Raw genomic sequence first — 19232 nt, 5'->3', positions numbered from 1 at the left:
ATCAGGCTGCCTTCCGTTCCATGACGATGCTGCCGGCTCCGTCGATATGGGCGTCAAAACTGGTAGAGACGAAGGTCGAGGTCTCGTCCTCCGCGATCACCGCCGGACCCGCTATCGTCGCGCCGGGCGCCATGTCCTCGCGGCGGTACAGCGGGATCTCGATCACCTCGCCCGCGCGGCCGTCGAAGAATTTTCGGCTGCCTGACGCCTTGCCCGCGGGCTTGCGCGCGACGGCTGCAACCTTGGGCGGATTGCGCGCTTCAGTGGTCGCCAGCACCGACCAGCTCAACACCTCGATCGCCGCGCCCGGGATCGGGCGTTCGAACATCGCGGAATAATCCGCCTCGAACTTCTGGCGGAGGCCGGCGAGATCGGCCGTCGTCAGCGACCGGTTCGGCAGCTCGACCGTGATCTCGTGGCCCTGGCCGACATAGCGCATGAACGCGGCGCGGCGCTCACGCACCGGCGCACCGGCTGCACCGGGCTCGACCAGCGCACGCGCCTCGGTCACCATCTCCTCCAAGAGATCGGATACCGCCGCGGTGTCGAAGTCATCGAGCCGGACGTGACGGCTGCGCACCAGCTCATAGGCGATGGGCGCCGCAAGGAAGCCAACCGCCGAGCCGACGCCGGCATTCGATGGCACGATCACCCTGGACACGCCGATCTTCTCGGCGACACGCGCCGCATGCAGCGGCGCCGCACCACCGAACGCGATCAGCGTGTGCTGGCCGACGATCTCGCCGCGTTCCACCGCATGCACGCGCGCCGCGCTCGCCATGTTCTCGCAGACCACCTCGTGAACCGCATAGGCCGCGGTTTCCGCCGACAGGCCCAGCGGCTCGCCGACGTTGCTCAGCAGAGCCTGCTTCGACAGCTCCGGGTCGAGCTTGATCGTGCCGCCGGCAAAGGCGTCGGGATCGATCATGCCGAGGGCAACGTCCGCATCCGTCACCGCGGGACGCTCGCCGCCACGGCCGTAGCAGGCGGGGCCCGGCTCCGACGAGGCGCTTTCGGGGCCGACCGTGACGCGCTTCATCGCGTCGACATGCGCGATCGAGCCGCCGCCGGCGCCGATCTCGACCATCTCGATCACGGGAATGCGGACCGGCAGACCGGAGCCCTTGAGGAAGCGCGCAGCGCGATCGACCTCGAACACGCGCGAGGTCTCGGGCTGGTATTTTTCGATCAGGCAGATTTTTGCGGTGGTGCCGCCCATGTCGAACGAGAGCACCTTGCTCTCGCCGAGACGCGCAGCGATCTGCGCCGAGAAGATCGCGCCGCCGGCAGGACCGGACTCGACGAGGCGCACCGGGAAGCGCCGCGCCGTCTCGATCGAGGTAACGCCGCCACCCGACGTGACGAGATAGATGGCGCCGCGGAACTGCTCGACCTGCAAGGCGTCCGCCATCCGCGCGAGATAGCCGTCGATCAGCGGCTGCACATAGGCATTCGCAACCGCCGTCGACGTGCGCTCATATTCGCGGATCTCCGGGCACACGGCCGACGACACCGTCACCGAAATGCCCGGCATTTCCTCAGCGATGATCGCGGCCGCACGGCGCTCATGGTCGGGATTGGCGTAGGAATGCAGGAAGGCGATCGCGACGCTCTCGACCTTCAATTCGCGCAATTTCGGCGCGAGCGCGCGCACGGCGGCTTCGTCGAGCGGGAGACGGACGGCACCATGCGCGTCGATGCGCTCCGGCACGGTGAAGCGGAGACTGCGCGGCGCCAGCGGCTTCGGCTTGTCGATGGTGAGGTCGTACTGGTCGTAGCGGCTCTCGGTGCCGATATCGAGCACATCGCGAAAGCCGTCGGTCGCAATCAGCGCCGTTTTTGCGCCGCGCCGCTCGATGATGGCGTTGGTCGCGAGCGTCGTGCCGTGAATGAAGACGTCGATGTCGCTGATATGCGCACGCGCGTCGGTCAGAATGAGACGCATCCCGTCCAGCACCGCCTGTTCGGGTCGCTGCGGCGTCGTCAGCACCTTGCGGGTCTTGCGCACCTCGCCCACGTCCAGCACGATGTCGGTGAACGTGCCACCGATATCAACGGCAAGCCGTACTTCGGCTCCTTCAAGCATTCCAAAATTCTCCGGCTGACCTTCAGGACTGAAGGCAAAAATGCAGCAATTTCCGTGCCATCGAGCACACCGAAAACACCGCGCCAAGCTATTCTGCTTGGCACCTATGCAATAGGCAAGACGTGTTCGCCCGACGTCAAATCAGAGCAGGAATGCAAGCGCCGCCTCGCAGCGCTCCTCGACTTTCAGCGTCAGGAGATCGTCGGCGCGGGTACGTCCGAGATTGACCGCGGCGATCGGGATTTGCCTGACGGCCGCGGCCTGCACGAAGCGAAAGCCCGAATAGACCATCAGCGACGAGCCGACGATCAGCATGGCATCGGCCTGCGCCAGATGGTCCTGCGCCGTCGCGACGACGTCACGCGGGACGTTCTCGCCGAAGAACACCACGTCGGGCTTGAGGATGCCGCCGCAGGCTTCGCAGGCCGGCACCTTGAACGACGAGAAATCGTGCTCCAGATCGGCGTCGCCGTCGGGTGCATCCGCGGCATCGAGCGTCAGCCACTCGGCATTGACGCGGCCGAGCGCCTCCTGGAATTCGTTGCGCGGAGTCTTGCGGTCGCAGCCCATGCAGCGCACGAGGTCGAGCCGCCCGTGCAGATCGATCACTTGCCGATGCCCGGCAGATTGGTGCAGCCGGTCGACATTTTGCGTCAGCAGCATTTCGCAGCGGCCGCCGGCCTCGAGCCGGGCGAGCGCATGATGCGCATCGTTCGGCCTCGCCTGGCCGAAGCGCCGCCAGCCGATCAGGCTGCGCGCCCAGTAGCGCTGCCGCGTATGCTCCTCCGACATGAAGGCCTGGAAATTGACCGGTTGGGTCCGCTTCCAGTTGCCGTGGCTGTCGCGATAATCGGGAATGCCCGAATTGGTGCTGCAGCCGGCGCCGGTCAGCACGAACAGTTTTCGGTGCCGGCCGACGAAATCCTGGAGCGGTGGGCTTGTCATGGCGCGGATGTAGTCTGCGCCGCGGCATTTTGCCAGATCACGCCTCTAGCTCGCCCAGTTGTCCCGAAACTCCGGAAACAGCGTCAGCCCGCCGCAGGCGTAGATGGTCTGCCCGGTGATGTAGCTGGCGTCATCAGAGGCGAGGAACGCGAACACGGCGGCCATCTCTTCCGGCGTTCCGACGCGGCCGAGCGGAATATGGCTGGTGACGAGGTCGCGCTTCTCGGCATCGCCGGTCCAGGCCGCGTTGATCGGTGTGTCGATCGCGCCGGGACCAACTGCATTGACGCGAATGCCGCGGCCAGCAAACTCCAGCGCCAGCGTGCGGGTCAGATTGGCCATGCCGCCCTTGCTGATCGAATAAGCGAGATAGCCGGGCTTCGGGATGATCTGGTGGACGCTGGAGCAGTTGATGATGCTGCCGCCTCCGCCGCGGGCGACGAAATGCGCCAGCGCCTTCTGCGCGCAGAGCACGGCGCCGTTGAGATTGACGTCGATGATGCGGCGATAGGTTTCGATGTCGAGCGCCTCGCTCGGCGATTCCCGCTGGAAACCGGCATTGTTGACCAGACAATCGAGGCGCTTCCAGCGCGCCAGGATGGTCTCGAACATCGCGGCGACGTCCTGCTCATTGCTGACGTCGGCCTTGACGATGACGTGATCGAGCTTGCCGTGGCCGCGATCGCTCGACCCGGTCCTTGCCAGCGCCAGCGTTTCCTCCGCTTTCCCGGGATGATCGACATAGTTGATGGCGACGGTCGCCCCCTCTTGTGCGAGCCTCACGGCAACGGCGCGGCCGATGCCTTGGGAGGCACCGGTCACAAGCGCATGGCGGCCACTGAGACGTGAAGGGAAGGCGGTCGAGAGATTGGTCTGAGGCATGGGGATTCTCCGGGATGCCTCATCATGGATGGAACCGGGATTTTGTTCCATCCCTCTGGCGCAGCTCTGCGATTCATTCTGCGCCGCGCGCAATCGGCGAGGTCAGGATCTGATACAGGATAATCGCGCCGAAGGTCGCGGTGCCGATTCCGCCGATCGTGAAGGCGCCGAATTTGAGCGTGAGGTCGCCGGCGCCCGCGGTCAGCGCCACGGCAACGGTGATCAGGTTCGCCGGGTTGGCGAAATCGACCTTGTTCTCGACCCAGATCCGGCCCGCCATCGCCGCGATCAATCCGAACAGCACGATCGAGAGGCCGCCGATGACGGGACCCGGGATCGACAGGATCAGCGCGCCGAATTTCGGCGAGAAGCCGAGCAGGATCGACACCGTTGCAGCGAAGGCAAACAGCAGGGTCGAATACACCTTCGTCGCCGCCATGACGCCGATGTTCTCGGCATAGGTGGTGACGCCGGTGCCGCCGCCGCAGGCCGCCACGATCGTCGCGAGGCTGTCGGCGAACAAGGCTCGACCGAGATAGGCATCGAGGCTGCGGCCCGTCATGGCCCCGACGGCCTTGATGTGACCGAGGTTCTCGGCAACGAGGATGACCGCAACCGGCGCGATCAGGAAGATGGCATCGGCCTTGAAGGTCGGCGTGGTGAAATGCGGCAGGCCGAGCCACGGCGCGGCCGAAAGCTGCGCGAAGTCGATCGGCTTGCCGAAGCCGAGACCGTTCGCGAACAGCAGGTACAACAGATATCCGCCGATCGCGCCGAGAATGATCGGCAGGCGGCGCCACAGGCCGGGAGCGGCCACGGCGACCACGCCGATCATCAAGACGGTCGCGAGCCCGATCCAGGTCTCGAACGCGTTCGCGCTCACCGCCTTGACCGCCACGGGCGCGAGGTTGAGGCCGATCGCGGCGACCACGGCGCCGGTGACCGCCGGCGGCATCAAGCGCTCAACCCAGCCGCTTCCCGACCACATGACGACCAGCGCAATCAGGCCGTACAGCACGCCGGCGCCGACGATGCCGCCGAGCGCAACGGAGATGTTCGGATTCGGTCCCTGCCCGGCATAGCCTGTTGCGGCGAGAACGACGGCGATGAACGCGAAGCTCGAGCCGAGATAGCTTGGCACGCGCCCGGCAACGATGACGAAGAAGATCAGCGTGCCGATGCCGGAGAACAGGACCGCAACATTGGGATCGAATCCCATCAGCAGCGGCGCGATGATCGTCGACCCCGACATTGCAACGCAATGCTGGAGACCGGAGACAACGGTCTGCCCCCATGGCAGTCGTTCCTCCGGCATGATCACGCCCGAGGTCTTCAGCGTCCAACGCGGAAAATAGCTACGCGCCTGCTCGTCCGAGCCCGTTGCGTTCGACATGTTCCCCCCATTGCGGTGCAGCGATTGATCTTCGTGCGATCCGACAAAAACGTGGTTGTTGCTTATACCGACATCATCACATGATGTGAATCATGCAAGATCAATGCGTTCCGGGACTTAGCTTATGACACAGATTGCGATCCAGCCAGCCGTCCACCGCCGGCACCAGCCCTGGTACAAGATCCTCTATGTCCAGGTGCTGATCGCGATCGCGATCGGCGTGCTCATCGGCTATCTCTATCCGGACCTCGGCAAGGCCCTGAAGCCGCTCGGTGACGCTTTCATCGCGTTGATCAAGATGATGATCGCGCCGGTGATCTTCTGCACCGTGGTGCACGGCATCTCCTCGATGGGCGACCTCAAGCGCGTCGGCCGGGTCGGGCTGAAGTCGCTGATCTATTTCGAGACGGTCTCGACCGTCGCCCTCGCCATTGGCCTTCTGGTCGGCGAAGTTCTCCAGCCCGGGCGCGGCTTCAACATCGATCCCGCCACCATCGATCCGAAATCAGTGGCGACCTATGTCACCAAGGCTCATGAAGACGGCATCGTCGCCCATCTGATGGCGATCATCCCGGACAGCTATGTGGGTGCGATCGCGCGCGGCGATCTCCTGCAGGTGCTGCTGGTCTCGATCCTCTCGGGCTTTGCCATCGCCTTCCTCGGCAAGGCCGGTGAGCCCATTGCGGATGCGATCGACAAGGCCGCAAGGATGTTCTTCGGCATCATCCGCATCATCGTGCGCGTGGCCCCGATCGGCGCATTTGGCGCGATGGCGTTCACCGTCGGCGCCTACGGCCTCGGCTCGCTGCTCAACCTCGCCGCGCTGATCGGCACGTTCTATCTCACCAGCATTCTGTTCGTGCTGATCGTGCTGGGCTCGATCGCGCGGCTCGCCGGCTTCTCCATCATTCGCTTCATCGCCTACATCAAGGACGAGCTCTTGATCGTGCTCGGCACCTCGTCGTCGGAGACGGTGCTGCCGCAGATGATCCAGAAGATGGAGCATCTCGGCGCCTCGCGCTCGGTGGTCGGCCTCGTGGTTCCGACCGGCTACAGCTTCAACCTCGATGGCACCAACATCTACATGACGCTGGCGACGCTGTTCCTGGCGCAGGCGACCAACACGCATCTGACGATCTGGCAGGAGCTCGGTATCCTGGGCATCGCCATGATCACGTCGAAGGGCGCCTCCGGCGTGACCGGCGCCGGCTTCATCACGCTCGCTGCGACTCTGTCGATCGTGCCAGACATTCCGATCCAGTCGATCGCGATCCTGGTCGGCATCGACAAGTTCATGAGCGAGTGCCGCGCGCTGACCAATCTGATCGGTAACGGCGTCGCTTGCGTCGTCATCAGCATCTCCGAGGGCGAGCTCGATCGCGAGGCACTGCATGAGACCATGGCGCATCCGCTGGAGATGGGTGAAGCGCTGGAACCTGGCGGCGCCGCGTAGGCATGACGGGATCAGATGATCCCGCCATTGGCACGCAGCACCTGACCCAGGGACCTCCTCGGCCGAGGCATCGCCACGCTCCGCCCGGCGAAGCAAATCCAGGGCATCGCGCGCGCTGAAGAGATCGACAACCCTCGCGCAGGCACGGAGCTGGGCGTCCTGGCGCAGGAGCCCGACGGTTGCGCGGCCCGGGCGGCGCGCTCAGCCCTTGACCGCAGTGACCACCACCTCGATCAGCGCGCCGCCGCCGAGATCGGCGACGCCGACGGTGGCGCGGGTCGGCAGATTGTCGCCGAAGAACTCGGTCCAGGCTGCGTCCATCTCTTTCTTCTTCGAGAGATCGGTGACGAAGATCGAGGTGCTGACGACGCGGCCCTTGTCCGTACCGGCTTCCTTCAGATAACCCGCGATCTTGCCGAGGATGTTGCGGGTCTGGTCGCCCATCGAGACCGAGGTGTCGTCGGCGATGGTGCCGCCGACGAAGACGAAGCCGTTGGCCTCGACCGCGCGGTGCATGATGGGCGTGCGGATGCTGCGGGTGATGCTCATGATGTCCCTGTTCTTAGAAAGTGGAAGGGTGGAAGCGATCGATGCCGAGATCGCTGATTCGGGTCTGGGTGCCGCCATTGACGATCAGCTCCGCCATCACGGCGCCGGCGCCGGGGCCGAGCTGGAAGCCATGCAGCGAGAAGCCGAACTGGTGATAGAGGCCCTTGTGACGGCTGCTCGGGCCGAACACAGGTATGTCGTCCTTCATCTTGGCCTCGATGCCGGCCCAGGCGCGCACGATGGTGGCGCTGCGCATCGCCGGAAACAACTCGAACACGGTTCGCGCGCTGATCGCAAGACTCTTCCAGTCCAGCACCGTCTCGTTGCGATCCTGATAGGGCGTTGCCAGATGGCCGCCGCCGATCAGCACGGTGCCATTGGAGAACTGCTTGAACGAGAGCTTTCGTCCGCGAAGGATCACGACGGGGTCGATGAAATGCGGCACGCGCGAGGTGATCATCAGCATCGGCGCCACGGTTTCGACCGGCACGGGCTCGCCGAGCGCGTCGGCAATCTTCCCGGCCCAGGCGCCGGCAGCATTGACCAGCACCGGCGCGGCAAAGGTCTCGGTGCCGACGTCGACGTGCCAGAGCCCGTCGCTGTATCTGATATTGCTGGCGGCAACGCCTTCGCGCACGGTGGCGCCGAGCTGCTCGGCCTTGCGGCGGAACGCCGTCGTCGTCTGCGCCGGGTTCGCGGCGCCGTCACGACGCGAGACGATGCCGCCGGGACAGGTCTCTGCGACCGCCGGCACGAGCCGGCGCAGCTCAGCGGCGTCGATCAGCTCTTCATGGGTGAAGCCGAGCGCATTGAGCTCGGCGACGCGCGCGCGGCAGGCTGCAAGCTCCTCCTCGTTCTCCGCGACCAGCACCTGACCGTGGCTCTCGAAGCTGCAATCGTCGTCGAGGAGATCGTTGATCTTCTCCCATATCCCCATCGAACGGATCGAAAGCGGGATCTCGGGAATATGCCGCGCAAGCTGACGGACGCCGCCAGCGTTGACGCCGGAAGCGTGGCGGCCGGCATAGTCCTTCTCGATCAGCACCGGTTTCAGGCCGGCAAGGCACAGATGCAAGGTGGTCGAGCATCCGTGGATGCCGCCGCCTATGACGATCGCATCCACGTTTCGTGTCATCCGCGCACCACCGCCTTGACGTCTTCTTCCGTTTTCGGGACGGCCGCGAGTTCGGCGAGCGTGATCGGCTTCACCGGCGCGCGCAGCCGGTAATAGCCGATCTCCTGCGGGGCCTTGCCGCGCGCCTGCGCCATCAGCTCCGTGACCGTGAGGCCGCAAAGCCGGCCCTGGCACGGGCCCATGCCGGTGCGGCGATAGGCCTTGAGCTGGTTCGGCCCGGTCGCACCGATCGCGACGGAATCGAGCACGTCCTTCGCAGTGACCTCTTCGCAGCGGCAGACGATGGTATCGCCGGAGGGAATGCGAAACTGCGGCGCGGGACGGAACAGCGTGTCGAGGAAGACGCGGCCGCGTTCGGCCTTGGCGAGATCGGCGCGGAGCGTCGCCATCGGGACGAGCCTCGCCGCCGCCGCCGGCGCAAGGGCCTCCACTGCCGCGCGCGCGGCGATGCGGCCGCGGACAACGGCGGCATTGGCGCCGCCGATGCCGGCCCCGTCACCGGCAATCGCGATGCCGGCAACCGACGAATTGCCGCTCGCGTCCAGCACCGGCGACCAGCACAGTTGCAGATCGTCCCAGCGATGCTCGACGCCTGCGGACATCGCCAGATTGACGTTGGGCACGACGCCCTGATGCAGCAGCAACAGATCGGCAGGAATGGTCTCGCGCTTGCCGCCAGCGACATAGCTGACGCTCGCGAGCTGGCCGTCGCCGGATGCCGCGAGCTCGGTGACGCCGGAGACGACCTGCACTTTGGCCTTCACTTCGCGCATCATCGACAGCCCCTTGGTGAAATAGGGCGAAGCCAGGAAGGCGAAAGCGTGGGGCAACGCGGCGAAATAATTGCCGCGCTCGGTGGTGTCGAGGATGCGGTCGATGCGGCCACCGAGGCGCAAAATCTGCGCGGCGAGCAGCCAGAGCAGCGGCCCCTGCCCCGCGATGAGAGTGCGGCCGTCAGGCACCAGCGCCGACGACTTCAGCATCGTCTGTGCGGCGCCCGCGGTCATCACGCCCGGAAGCGTCCAGCCGGGAATCGGGAACGGCCGCTCCAGCGCACCGGTCGCAAGGATCACGCGCTTGGCCCTGACGAAGGCGGACGCGCCGCCGATCGAGACGGCAATCTCGAGATTGCGATCGAGGCTCCAGACCGTGGCGCGGTGGATGACCTCGGCATTGCTTGCGCGCAGCGATTGCACGAGATCGGCTCCGACCCAGTAATCGGCGCCGAGCTGACTGCGGTCGATCACCGGCGTCGAGGAAATCGCACGGAACACCTGACCGCCGGGACCTATGTTCTCGTCGAGCAGCAGCGTCGTGAGACCTGCTTCGGCCGATGTCGCGGCAGCCGCAAGGCCCGCGGGCCCGGCGCCGATCACCACGACGTCATAATCTTCGCGCTTGGGAGCGACGCTCATCTTCCGATCTCCCGCTTGCCCTTCTGGATCTCGATCTGCATGCCCTCGGCGACAGGCACGAGGCAGCCCTGGCGGTTGCCGACCCCGTCGACGGTGACGAGGCAATCGAAGCACACGCCCATCATGCAGTAGGGCAGCCGCGCCGCGCCGCTCACCGCGGTCGAGCGCCGCACGTCCTGACCGGATGCCAACAATGCGGCGGAGACGGTATCGCCCTGGCGCGCCGCGACGGCGACGCCGTCGACGAAGATCTGCACCTGCGGACGCTTGTCCTGTTCGGATCGTCTAAACATGGGTGCCTCTTGGCTCCTTCAGAATCTCTAATAGCCGCTGTTGTTCGCTGCGCCGGCGCCGCCGAAGCGGCTTGCGGAGAACGCGCCGACCAGCTCGGGCTCGAGCGCGCCCTGCGCGACCATGCGCGCGATCTCGAACGCGTGGTTGGAGGCGAGCGTCACGCCGGAATGGCAGCAGGCGACGAAGGCGCCGGGATGCGTCTCCGACTGGTCGTAGATTGGAAAGCCGTCCTGCGGCATGACGCGGATGCCGGACCAGCTTCTGACCACATTGAGCCGCGACAGATGCGGGAACATGCGCTGCGCGCGATCGGCCATCACGCCGCTGATCGAAGGTTTCAACGTGCGATCATCCAGCTCGTCTTCCTTGCTGTCGCCGATCATCACCGTGCCTTCGTCAGTCTGGCGGATCGTGGTCAGCGGATGCGGCAGGAACGGCATGGTACGCTCGGTCACGACGACCTGGCCGCGCGTCGGGCCCATCGGGGCGTAGAGCCCCACCATCGGCGCCAGCGTCTGATTGGCATTGCCGGCGGCGAGCACGACCTTGGCCGCGCGCAGCTCGCCCTTCGGCGTTGTCAGGCGGAATTCGCCGCCGCTCTTGCTGATCGCCGACACCGGCTGCTCAGGGAGATAGTCGATGCCGAATTCCCTGAAGCCAGTGTGAAAGGCGCGAAACGTGCGCAGCGAATTGACGTGTCCGTCGAGCGGACAATAGCTGCCGCCGGACACTTGCGGCCCGATCAGGGGCAGCGACTTCTTCACCTCGGAGGCCGAGAGCATCTCCATCTTGTAGTCGGCCGCGCCCGCCTGATTGTGCATGCGCTTGACAAGCTCGACGCGCTGGCCGAATTCGGCGTCGCCCAAGGTGAGGTGGAAACCGCCGTTCTGCTGGAGCGCGACGTCGAGGCCGGTCTGCTGCTTCAACTCCGAGGCAAGCCGGGCCCAGGCCTGCGAGGCCTGAACCGTCCAGACCGTATAGGCGGGCATGCCGAGCCCTTTGCTCTGAACCCAGACCAGCGCAAAGTTCGCGCGCGAGGCGCGCTTGGTGATATCGCCTTCGTCGAGCACGGCGACACTCTTGCCGAGCCGGCCGAGGCCCCAGGCAATCGCGGAGCCGAGCAATCCGCCGCCGACAACGGCGACGTCGTAGTCCCTGGACATGGGTTCTCCTATCGTCCCGTATCGCCCTTGCCGGCGAGCACGCGGTCGAGCCCGTAGAAGCGGTCGAGCGCAATGAGGGCGGTCATGGTCACAGCGATCACGCAGGCCGAGACCGACGTCACCAGCGGATCGATGTTGTCCTGGATATAAAGGAACATGCGCACCGGCAATGTCTCGGTGCCGGGTGCAGCGAGGAAGACGGTCATGGTGAGATCATCGAAGGACTGGATGAAGGCGAGCGCCCAGCCGCTGATGACGCCGGGCAAGATGAGCGGCAAGGTCACGCGGCGAAACAGCGTCCAGCCGCCGGCGCCGAGCGAGACCGCGGCCATCTCGACCGTGCGGTCCATGCCGGTCGCCGCCGCCAGTGTCAGCCGCAATGCGAACGGAAACACGATGATGACATGCGCGATGATCAGTGCGGCGAAGCTGCCGCCGAGCCCCGCCGAGGTGAAGAAGCGCAGGAAAGCGATGCCGAGCACGACATGGGGGATCATCAACGGCGACAGGAACAACGCCGCCAGCGCATCGCGACCACGGAAACGATGACGCGCGATCGCCAGCGCCGCTGGCACTGCGAACAGCAGCGCCACGAACGACGACAGTGCGCCGAGCCCGAGGCTGACCCAGAAGGCGTGGATGAATTCGGGATAATTTCCGATCTCCCTGAACCAGCGCAGCGAGAAGCCGTTGGTCGGCAGCGACAGAAAACCCTCCGGCGTGAAGGCGACGAGGCAGACCACCAGGATCGGCGCCACCATGACGATGACGAAGATAGTGTGGAAGATCAGCGCCAGCGGGCCGTTCCGTCTCATCGGAACACCTCCGCATAGCGCCGCTCGATCAGCGCGTTGCTGCCGACGACGATCAAGACCAGCGCGACCAGCAGCAGTGTCGCCACGGCAGCACCGAGCGGCCAGTTCAGCGTGTTGAGAAATTCGTCATAGGCCAGCGTCGCCGCGACCTTGAGCCGACGGCCGCCGATGATCGCGGGCGTCGCGAAGGCACTGGCCGAGAGCGAGAACACGATGATGGCACCCGACAGCACGCCCGGCATGATCTGCGGCATGATGATGCGGCGGATGATGGTGACGGGGCCGGCGCCGAGCGACATCGCGGCATTCTCGATCTGCGGATCGACCCGCTGCAGCGCGGCCCAGACCGACAGCACCATGAACGGCATCATCACATGCGCAAGCGCGACCACCATGCCTGTTTCGGTGAACATGAAGGGAATGGGCGAGCGAATCACGCCCAGCGACATCAGAAGCTTGTTGACGAGGCCGTTGTTGCCGCCGAACAGCAGCGCCCAGCCGAGCGTGCGCGCCACCACGGAGATCAGCAGCGGCCCGAGGATGACCAGCAGGAAGAGGCTCTTCCAGCGGCCGTTCATGCGGTTGAGGATGTAGGCCTCGGGTGCACCGAGCAAGGCCGTGAGCAGCGTGGTCAGGATGGCGATGCGAAACGTCCGCCAGAACATTTCCGCGTAATAGGGATCGGTCGCGATCTCCCGCCAGTTCTTGAGGATGAACACCGGCTCGATGCCCTTGTACTGGCCCCAGTCGTGGAACGACAGCATCACCGTCATCGCCAGCGGGATCAGCAGCACGCCGACGAACAGCATCAAGGCGGGCGCCGTCAGCGCCCACGGCGCACGCGCACCGTGCTCCTCGGCGACCGCGCTCATGCGACGCTCCTCGCGCGCAAGCTCATATCTTCCGGCCGCCAGGCAAGACGGACCGCCTCGCCTTCGGCCGGCTGCGCCGTGCCGTCATTCTGGCGGATCACGATCGCCGGACCGCATTCGCTGTCGCACTGGAACAGCCAGTGATTGCCCTGGAAGATGCGGGTGACGATCTTTGCGCTGAGACCAGCCTCGCCGAAGCCGACTCTTTCAGGACGGATACTGACCGTGACGGGGCCATTGAGCCCAGCCGGGGCCGGCGCGCTCCACGAGCCCACGACCAGCCGGCCCGGGGCCGCAGTTCGATCGATCGTTCCAGCGAAATCATTGGTCTTGCCGAGGAATTGCGAAACAAAGGCCGAGGCAGGCTTCTCATACGTCTCCTGCGGCGTGCCGATCTGCTCGATCTTGCCCTGGCTCATCACCACGATCCGGTCGGACAGCGACATCGCCTCGTTCTGGTCGTGGGTGACCAGGATCGTGGTGGTACCGATGGTGCGCTGGATCTGGCGGAGCTCGATCTGCATCTCCTCGCGCAGTTTGGCATCGAGGTTCGAGAGCGGCTCGTCGAGCAGCAGCACGCTCGGCTTGATCACCAGTGCACGCGCCAGCGCGACGCGCTGTTGCTGTCCGCCGGACATACGGCGGGGATGGCGGTCCTCGTAACCGGCCAGGCCCACCATCGCGAGCGCAGAACGAACACGCTCGGCTCTTTCGGCACGCGGCACGTTGCGCATCTCGAGGCCGAACGCGACGTTCTCCGCCGCGGTCATGTGCGGAAACAGCGCGTAGCTCTGGAACACGATCCCGAGGCCGCGCTTGGCCGGATGGATCGCAGACAGGTCCTTGTCCTCCAGGCGGATCGCGCCGCGCGTTGGATCGAGGAAACCCGCGATCATCTGCAACGTCGTGGTCTTGCCGCAGCCGGAGGGGCCGAGGAAGGAGATGAACTCCCCCTTGCCCACCGCGAGACTGAAGTCGTCGACCACAGTCTGTGCGCCGAATTGCTTTGCGACCCGATCGAGCTCGAGATAGGCCATAGGCTGCCTCCGCCGCGACGATCAGATCAGCGCTCGACCTCGCGGTTCCAGCGCTTGGTCCACTCCTCGCGCTTCTCGTTGATCGTGGCCCAGTCCGGATTATACAGTTTTGCCGCGCGCTCGCCGATCGGGGCCATCTTGCCGAGATCGGGCGGCACCTTCAGCGATTTCAGCACGGGGCCGTAGCCGTAGTCCTTCAGCATCACGAGCTGGATCTTGGGATCGAGCAGCATCTTCACGAAGCTGGACGCCAGCGGTGACGCATTCGGCTTGGCGATCGGACACGCCGTCGTCAGCAGCGTCGCCGCGCCTTCCTTGGGGTAGACGAAGTCGACGGGGAAGCCGGTGTTGGCAAAGCTCTGCACGCGCCCGGTACCCCACACCGCGATGACGGCCTGACCGGACTGGAACAGCTCGGTCATCTTGCCCGGCGACGGCTCGTAGGCGAGCACGTTCGGATTGATCTCTTCCTTGAATATCTTGAAGCCGGAGTCGACGTTGGATTCGCCACCGCCATTCATCTTCGACAGCATCACCAGCGCTTCGAGACCATAGGTGTTGTTGATCGGCGGGATCACGAGTTGCTTGGCGTATTTCGTGTCCTTCAGATCATTCCACGAGGTCGGCGGCGCCCAGCCTTTCTCTTTGAACACCTTGGTGTTGTACATCAACCCGGTGGCGACAATGCCGATCGCGACGGCGCGGTCGTCCTTGAAGCGCGCGGTGTCGTAGAGATCGGCGGCGGGCAGGCCGTCGAGCTTGCCGCAGAAGCCGAGCTGGATCGCCTGATACATCGGACCGTCATCGACGATGGCGACGTCGATCTGCTGGTTGCCCTTCTGCGCCTGGAGCTTGGCCAGCGTGTCGGTGGAATTGCCGGCAACGTACTCGACCTTGACGTTGTTCTCCTTCTCGAAGCTCGGAATCACCTCGTCGCGGATGGTCTTCTCGAACGAGCCGCCGTAGCCGGCGACATAGAGCGTTTTTTGCTGGGCCGAGACGGCCGTCGGGATGGCGATGAGCGCTGCGATGCTGACCGCAGTGAGAAGGCGAAGAGTTTTCATGTGGACCGATCTCCAATACCGGAATGAGGTGACGTGCCGACAAAATCCCTGACTGAAGCGCGTTGCCGCATTTCCTTCCGCGCCGGATCCGTCTGGAAGCAGGGATCCGGCCCCTGCTCAGCGGATTTGGGCGCGATTTGGAGGTTTGAATGCCTCCAAGGTGCCGAAAAAGCGGGCTGTCTCCAGCCTTGATGAAAAAGATCGCAAACCCCGCCTTCCATCGTCCAATGAATAATGTCACCCTCTGCATGCCAAAATGTTATGAATGGAATTTGGGATGGCGCGGATCAATTCGCGGCAGGTGGAAGCCTTCCGTGCGATGATGCTGACGGGCAGCGTCACCGAGGCGGCGGCGCTGATGACGGTCACGCAGCCGGCGGTCAGCAGGTTGCTGCGCGACTTCCAGGCGCTGTTGAAAATGGAGCTGTTCGAGCGGCGCGGCACCGGCCTCGTGCCCACTGCCGCAGCGATGGCGCTCTACACCGAGGTGGAACGTTCCTTCGTCGGCCTCGAACGCATCACTGCCGCGGCGGAAGAAATTCGCGGTCGCCGCACCGGCTCTTTGCGCATCGCGGCACTGCCGGCGTTGTCGAACGGCTATCTCCCGCGGCTCACCGGGCATTTCCTGAAAGAGCGGCCGAATCTCAACCTCGCCTTCTTCGGCGTGATCTCGCCGATCGTGGTCGACTGGGTGCTGAACAATCAATGCGACGTCGGCTTTGCCGAGGTGCCGATCGCGCATTCCGGCCTGCCGAGCATGCGCCTGCCGTCGCCCGCGCGGGTCGCTGTACTGCCGACGGGTCATCGTCTCGCGGAGAAGCAAGTTCTGGAGCCGCGCGACTTCGAGGGCGAGACGTTCATCTCGCTCTCGGCGGGGTCATCGAGCCGGCACCTCGTCGATCAGATCTTCCATCGCCACGATGTCCGCCGCGTGCTGCGCGTGGAGACCGCGCTCTCGGAGATCATGTGCGGCATGGTCTCGTCGGGGCTTGGCGTTGCGATCTGCGATCCCTTCACCGCGCAGGAATTTGCGACCCGCGGCGTCGTCGTGCGCCGCTTCCTGCCGCGCATCGACTTCGAATTCTCCGCCGTGTTTCCCGCGCAGCGCAGCCCCTCGCCGGTGGCGCTCGATCTCGTCGAGATGATGCGCAAGTCGCTCGTCGAGTTCGAGAGCTAGCCGTTGAACGCCGCCTGCGCTTCCGGCAGGTCCCAGATCTTGCCAATCGCAGCCGCACCTGCTGCCGTGATCGCCGCCTCATCCGCGCCGAGATAGCGTCCCTCATCGACCAGCACGCGGCCATCGACCATGACCTGATCGATATTGGCGCGGTTGGCGAGCGCGATCAGCGCGCGGCGCGGATCGAACAGCGGCTGAAGATGCGGATGGGTGAGGTCGACCACGGTGAGGTCGGCGGTGGCGCCCGGCTCGATCCGGCCGAGGTCCGGCCGCTTGATGACGTCGGCGGCGACGGCGGTGTTCGCCTCGATCAGCTCCGGCGAGTTCGCGACATCGGCGCGCTGCGACGTGACCTTCGAGATCAGCGACGCCGCATTGAGTTCGCCGAGCAAATCCATGTTGTAGCCGTCGGTACCGACCACGGTGCGCACGCCATGCTCCGCGAACCGGCTGAACGCCGCGGTGACGCCGGCGCGCGCGAACACGCGCGGACAATTGAGCACCGTCATGCCGCGCGCAGCCATCAGCTTGAGGTCATCGTCGCTGCTGAACATGCAGTGCGCCGCCATCAGGTCGGGTGCAAGCAGACCGAGCCAGTCGAGATACTCCGCTGGCGTGCGGCCGCCATAGCGCTTGCCGATGGTATCGACCTCGGCACGGCTCTGCGCCATGTGCGTCGTGATGGGCACGCCGAGTTCGCGTGCCCGCATGGCGCAGGCCTTCAGCAGATCGGGGCCGCAGGTATCGGTGGCGTGCGGGCTCATCGCAAGTGAGATGCGGCCATCGCCACGATTGTTCCAGCGCTGATAGAGCGCATCCCATGTCGCCATGTCGGCAGCGCCATCGTCGCCGGAATAGCGGACCACACCATCGGGTCCGGCCTTGGCGTCGGACGTCGAGAACAGATAGGGCGCGCCATAGAAGCGGATTCCCATCTCTTCGGCCGCGTCGAACATCTCCGGAATCGAGTTGCGGAACGGCTCCATCACCGTAGTCGCACCGCCCTTCAGGAGTTGGAGGATGCCGAGCCGCGCGACGGCCAGGCGCTCTTCCGCCGACAGGACATCGGCGCCGCGTTTGGTCAGCGGCAACAGCACCGTATAGACGATGCTCTGGTTGTTCTTGCGGCCGTTACCGTCCTCACTGTGACTGCGCGCGACGGCTTCAGAGAAGCAGTGATTGTGCAGGTTCAAGAGGCCCGGCAGGACGAAGCGGCCGGGACGATCGTAGACGGCGTCGGCGCTCGGCTTGTCGCGGGTGATCGCGGCGATCCTCTTGCCTTCGACCAGGACCCAATGGTCACGCAACACGTGCTGCGCGCCATCCTTGCGTGACAGCACATGGCTGCCGAAGATTGCCGTGGTGCTCATGCGGGGCGTACGTTCCAGAAGACGGCGGTGCCGTCGAGAATGCCGGTGATGTCTTTGCGATAGGCGGTCGGCTGCTTGTAGAGGCCGATCGGAATATAGGGGATTTCCTCGAAGGCGACCGCCTGGATCTCGCTGCAGATGCGCTGCTGCTCGGCGAGCTCGGAGGCGGCCAGCCACTGGCTGCGCAACGGCCCCATCTTCTCGCTCTTGTACCAGCCGGCGACCTTGCCCTCGCCGCGGATGTTGGTGTTGCCGGCAGGATTGAGCCAGTCGATGCCCTGCCAGTTGCCGACGGCGGCGCTCCAGCCGCCCTGCCCGACCGGATCCTTCTTGAGCTGGCGCTGCAGCACGACAGCGAAATCGAGTCCGGCGTATTCGACGTTCAGGCCGGCCTTGCGCAGGCTGTCCACCGCGATCTCGCCGAGCGGCTTCTGCGCCAGCGAATTGGTGGGGACCAGCACCACGATCTTCTCGCCATTGTAGCCGGCGGCCGTCAGATCGGCCTTCACCTTGTCGTAGTTGCGCGGGCCGCGGAACACGTCGAGGCCGACGTCGCTCGCCATCGGCGTCCCCGGGGCAAAGAAGCCGATCGGCGACACCTGGAAGGCCGGATCGGTGCCGGCCACCGCCGTCATGAAGGCGGACTGGTCGATCGCGCCAAGCAGCGCGCGACGGATCGCGGGATTGTCGAACGGCGGCTGCAGATGATTGAGCCGCAGCATGCAGGCGTAGCCTCTGGGATCGAGGATGCGGGTCTCGATGTCGCCGGCGGCCTTGATGATCGGGAGCAGATCGTGCGGGGTGGTCTCCTGCCAGTCCTGCTCGCCGGTCTGCAGCGCGGCGACGCCGGTGCCGGCATCGGGCGTCGTGGTCCAGACCACGCGGTCGTAGTGCACGATCTTCGGGCCCGCGGTCCAATCCGGCTTGCCGTCGGTGCGCGGCTGGTAGCGATCGAACTTGGCATAGGCGTTGCGGGCGCCCTGCACGCGTTCGTCGGCGAGATAGCGGAACGGGCCGCTACCAATCACTTCGGTCAAAGGCTTGAACGGGTCCTGGCTCGCCAGCCGCTCAGGCATCATGAAGCAGGCATTGATCGCGGCCTTGCCGAGCGCCTGCGGCAGCAGCGGGAACGGACGCTTGAGGCGGAAGCGGATGGTGCGGTCGTCGGCGGCTGAGAGCTCATTGGTCGCCTCCATCAGCTCACCGCCAAAGCCGTCACGCGCGGCCCAGCGGCGGATGCTGGCAACACAGTCGCGCGCGAGCACGCGCTCGCCGTCGTGCCAGAACAGCCCGTCGCGCAAGCCGAGGTCCCACCGGAGCTCGTCGCCGGAGATGACGTGGCCCGACAGCATCTGCGGCGAGACCTGAAGCGAAGCGCTCATGCCGTAGAGCGTATCGTAGACCATGAAGCCGTGGTTTCGCGACACCTGCGCGGTCGAGTAGATCGGATCGACGAAGGCGAGGTCGATGACTGGGATGAAGCGGAGCGTCGACCGGGATTCAGCACGTACGATGCCTGGCAGGGACAATGCCGGTACTGTTGCAGCGGCCTTGAGGAGCGAGCGGCGGGAGCTCAAGAGAC

Annotated in this window: 17 protein-coding genes; 2 read left to right on the top strand and 15 right to left on the bottom strand. The window is 65.3% G+C overall.

Annotated elements, in window-relative coordinates; all coding sequences use genetic code 11:
- Nucleotide 1: 1 nt before the first annotated feature.
- The 4 genes from QY049_RS15940 to QY049_RS15925 form a co-directional block, all read right to left on the bottom strand.
- Nucleotides 2-2086 (bottom strand): hydantoinase/oxoprolinase family protein, encoded by a 2085-nt coding sequence (locus QY049_RS15940; RefSeq protein WP_258765143.1) that lies wholly within the window; start codon nt 2084-2086, stop codon nt 2-4.
- Between the two features lie 141 nt (nt 2087-2227).
- On the bottom strand, nt 2228-3031 hold the full coding sequence (locus QY049_RS15935) for an NAD-dependent protein deacetylase (protein WP_258765142.1): 804 nt from the start codon (nt 3029-3031) through the stop codon (nt 2228-2230).
- A gap of 45 nt (nt 3032-3076) precedes the next feature.
- The gene (locus tag QY049_RS15930) at nt 3077-3913 is read right to left on the bottom strand and encodes an SDR family oxidoreductase (RefSeq protein WP_194479603.1); all 837 of its coding nucleotides are present in this window, start codon (nt 3911-3913) and stop codon (nt 3077-3079) included.
- A gap of 73 nt (nt 3914-3986) precedes the next feature.
- Nucleotides 3987-5306, bottom strand: a complete 1320-nt coding sequence (locus QY049_RS15925; protein ID WP_258765141.1) for a uracil-xanthine permease family protein — start codon at nt 5304-5306, stop codon at nt 3987-3989.
- A gap of 124 nt (nt 5307-5430) precedes the next feature.
- On the opposite strand from QY049_RS15925, the gene QY049_RS15920 reads away from it, so the two are divergent.
- On the top strand, nt 5431-6759 hold the full coding sequence (locus QY049_RS15920) for a dicarboxylate/amino acid:cation symporter (RefSeq protein WP_258765140.1): 1329 nt from the start codon (nt 5431-5433) through the stop codon (nt 6757-6759).
- Between the two features lie 201 nt (nt 6760-6960).
- Here the strand turns inward: QY049_RS15920 and QY049_RS15915 are convergent, their stop codons facing one another.
- From QY049_RS15915 to QY049_RS15875, 9 genes are read right to left on the bottom strand one after another with little or no spacing between them, the layout of a single operon-like run.
- Nucleotides 6961-7308: a RidA family protein gene (locus QY049_RS15915; RefSeq protein WP_301269576.1), complete on the bottom strand. Its 348-nt coding sequence runs from the start codon at nt 7306-7308 to the stop codon at nt 6961-6963.
- Nucleotides 7309-7321: 13 nt separating this feature from the next.
- The gene (locus QY049_RS15910; RefSeq protein WP_258765139.1) at nt 7322-8443 is read right to left on the bottom strand and encodes an FAD-binding oxidoreductase; all 1122 of its coding nucleotides are present in this window, start codon (nt 8441-8443) and stop codon (nt 7322-7324) included.
- Nucleotides 8440-9858 (bottom strand): NAD(P)/FAD-dependent oxidoreductase, encoded by a 1419-nt coding sequence (locus QY049_RS15905; protein ID WP_258765138.1) that lies wholly within the window; start codon nt 9856-9858, stop codon nt 8440-8442. The genes QY049_RS15910 and QY049_RS15905 overlap by 4 nt, the downstream gene beginning before the upstream one ends.
- Nucleotides 9855-10151 carry a (2Fe-2S)-binding protein gene (locus tag QY049_RS15900; protein WP_258765137.1) on the bottom strand — a complete coding sequence of 99 codons (297 nt, stop codon included), beginning with the start codon at nt 10149-10151 and terminating at the stop codon, nt 9855-9857. The genes QY049_RS15905 and QY049_RS15900 overlap by 4 nt, the downstream gene beginning before the upstream one ends.
- A gap of 27 nt (nt 10152-10178) precedes the next feature.
- Nucleotides 10179-11315: an FAD-binding oxidoreductase gene (locus QY049_RS15895; protein ID WP_194479596.1), complete on the bottom strand. Its 1137-nt coding sequence runs from the start codon at nt 11313-11315 to the stop codon at nt 10179-10181.
- Nucleotides 11316-11323: 8 nt separating this feature from the next.
- Nucleotides 11324-12130, bottom strand: a complete 807-nt coding sequence (locus tag QY049_RS15890; RefSeq protein WP_258765136.1) for an ABC transporter permease — start codon at nt 12128-12130, stop codon at nt 11324-11326.
- Nucleotides 12127-13002 carry an ABC transporter permease gene (locus tag QY049_RS15885; protein WP_194479594.1) on the bottom strand — a complete coding sequence of 292 codons (876 nt, stop codon included), beginning with the start codon at nt 13000-13002 and terminating at the stop codon, nt 12127-12129. Before QY049_RS15885 ends, QY049_RS15890 begins: the two co-directional genes overlap by 4 nt.
- Nucleotides 12999-14039 carry an ABC transporter ATP-binding protein gene (locus QY049_RS15880; protein WP_258765134.1) on the bottom strand — a complete coding sequence of 347 codons (1041 nt, stop codon included), beginning with the start codon at nt 14037-14039 and terminating at the stop codon, nt 12999-13001. Before QY049_RS15880 ends, QY049_RS15885 begins: the two co-directional genes overlap by 4 nt.
- Before the next feature lie 26 nt (nt 14040-14065).
- Nucleotides 14066-15103, bottom strand: a complete 1038-nt coding sequence (locus QY049_RS15875; protein ID WP_258765133.1) for an ABC transporter substrate-binding protein — start codon at nt 15101-15103, stop codon at nt 14066-14068.
- Nucleotides 15104-15380: 277 nt separating this feature from the next.
- Between QY049_RS15875 and QY049_RS15870 the strand changes: the two genes are divergently transcribed.
- Nucleotides 15381-16280 (top strand): LysR substrate-binding domain-containing protein, encoded by a 900-nt coding sequence (locus QY049_RS15870; RefSeq protein WP_194479591.1) that lies wholly within the window; start codon nt 15381-15383, stop codon nt 16278-16280.
- On the opposite strand, the gene QY049_RS15865 is transcribed toward QY049_RS15870, so the two are convergent.
- The gene (locus tag QY049_RS15865; protein WP_258765132.1) at nt 16277-17650 is read right to left on the bottom strand and encodes an amidohydrolase family protein; all 1374 of its coding nucleotides are present in this window, start codon (nt 17648-17650) and stop codon (nt 16277-16279) included. The two genes, QY049_RS15870 and QY049_RS15865, sit on opposite strands and share 4 nt — an antisense overlap.
- Nucleotides 17647-19227, bottom strand: a complete 1581-nt coding sequence (locus tag QY049_RS15860; RefSeq protein ID WP_301269575.1) for an ABC transporter substrate-binding protein — start codon at nt 19225-19227, stop codon at nt 17647-17649. Before QY049_RS15860 ends, QY049_RS15865 begins: the two co-directional genes overlap by 4 nt.
- Nucleotides 19228-19232 lie beyond the last annotated feature (5 nt).

It is taken from the genome of Bradyrhizobium sp. WYCCWR 13022 (assembly GCF_030435535.1).
GTDB lineage: Bacteria > Pseudomonadota > Alphaproteobacteria > Rhizobiales > Xanthobacteraceae > Bradyrhizobium.
Note: the sequence above shows the minus strand (reverse complement) of the source record. Positions and strands in the feature narration are given on the sequence as shown.

Bases quoted from the DNA above. Each gene is read 5' to 3' on its own strand.
- QY049_RS15940 (WP_258765143.1), bottom strand. From the start codon at position 2,086: ATGCTTGAAGGAGCCGAAGTACGGCTTGCCGTTGATATCGGTGGCACG.
- QY049_RS15935 (WP_258765142.1), bottom strand. From the start codon at position 3,031: ATGACAAGCCCACCGCTCCAGGATTTCGTCGGCCGGCACCGAAAACTG.
- QY049_RS15930 (WP_194479603.1), bottom strand. From the start codon at position 3,913: ATGCCTCAGACCAATCTCTCGACCGCCTTCCCTTCACGTCTCAGTGGC.
- QY049_RS15925 (WP_258765141.1), bottom strand. From the start codon at position 5,306: ATGTCGAACGCAACGGGCTCGGACGAGCAGGCGCGTAGCTATTTTCCG.
- QY049_RS15920 (WP_258765140.1), top strand. From the start codon at position 5,431: ATGACACAGATTGCGATCCAGCCAGCCGTCCACCGCCGGCACCAGCCC.
- QY049_RS15915 (WP_301269576.1), bottom strand. From the start codon at position 7,308: ATGAGCATCACCCGCAGCATCCGCACGCCCATCATGCACCGCGCGGTC.
- QY049_RS15910 (WP_258765139.1), bottom strand. From the start codon at position 8,443: ATGACACGAAACGTGGATGCGATCGTCATAGGCGGCGGCATCCACGGA.
- QY049_RS15905 (WP_258765138.1), bottom strand. From the start codon at position 9,858: ATGAGCGTCGCTCCCAAGCGCGAAGATTATGACGTCGTGGTGATCGGC.
- QY049_RS15900 (WP_258765137.1), bottom strand. From the start codon at position 10,151: ATGTTTAGACGATCCGAACAGGACAAGCGTCCGCAGGTGCAGATCTTC.
- QY049_RS15895 (WP_194479596.1), bottom strand. From the start codon at position 11,315: ATGTCCAGGGACTACGACGTCGCCGTTGTCGGCGGCGGATTGCTCGGC.
- QY049_RS15890 (WP_258765136.1), bottom strand. From the start codon at position 12,130: ATGAGACGGAACGGCCCGCTGGCGCTGATCTTCCACACTATCTTCGTC.
- QY049_RS15885 (WP_194479594.1), bottom strand. From the start codon at position 13,002: ATGAGCGCGGTCGCCGAGGAGCACGGTGCGCGTGCGCCGTGGGCGCTG.
- QY049_RS15880 (WP_258765134.1), bottom strand. From the start codon at position 14,039: ATGGCCTATCTCGAGCTCGATCGGGTCGCAAAGCAATTCGGCGCACAG.
- QY049_RS15875 (WP_258765133.1), bottom strand. From the start codon at position 15,103: ATGAAAACTCTTCGCCTTCTCACTGCGGTCAGCATCGCAGCGCTCATC.
- QY049_RS15870 (WP_194479591.1), top strand. From the start codon at position 15,381: ATGGCGCGGATCAATTCGCGGCAGGTGGAAGCCTTCCGTGCGATGATG.
- QY049_RS15865 (WP_258765132.1), bottom strand. From the start codon at position 17,650: ATGAGCACCACGGCAATCTTCGGCAGCCATGTGCTGTCACGCAAGGAT.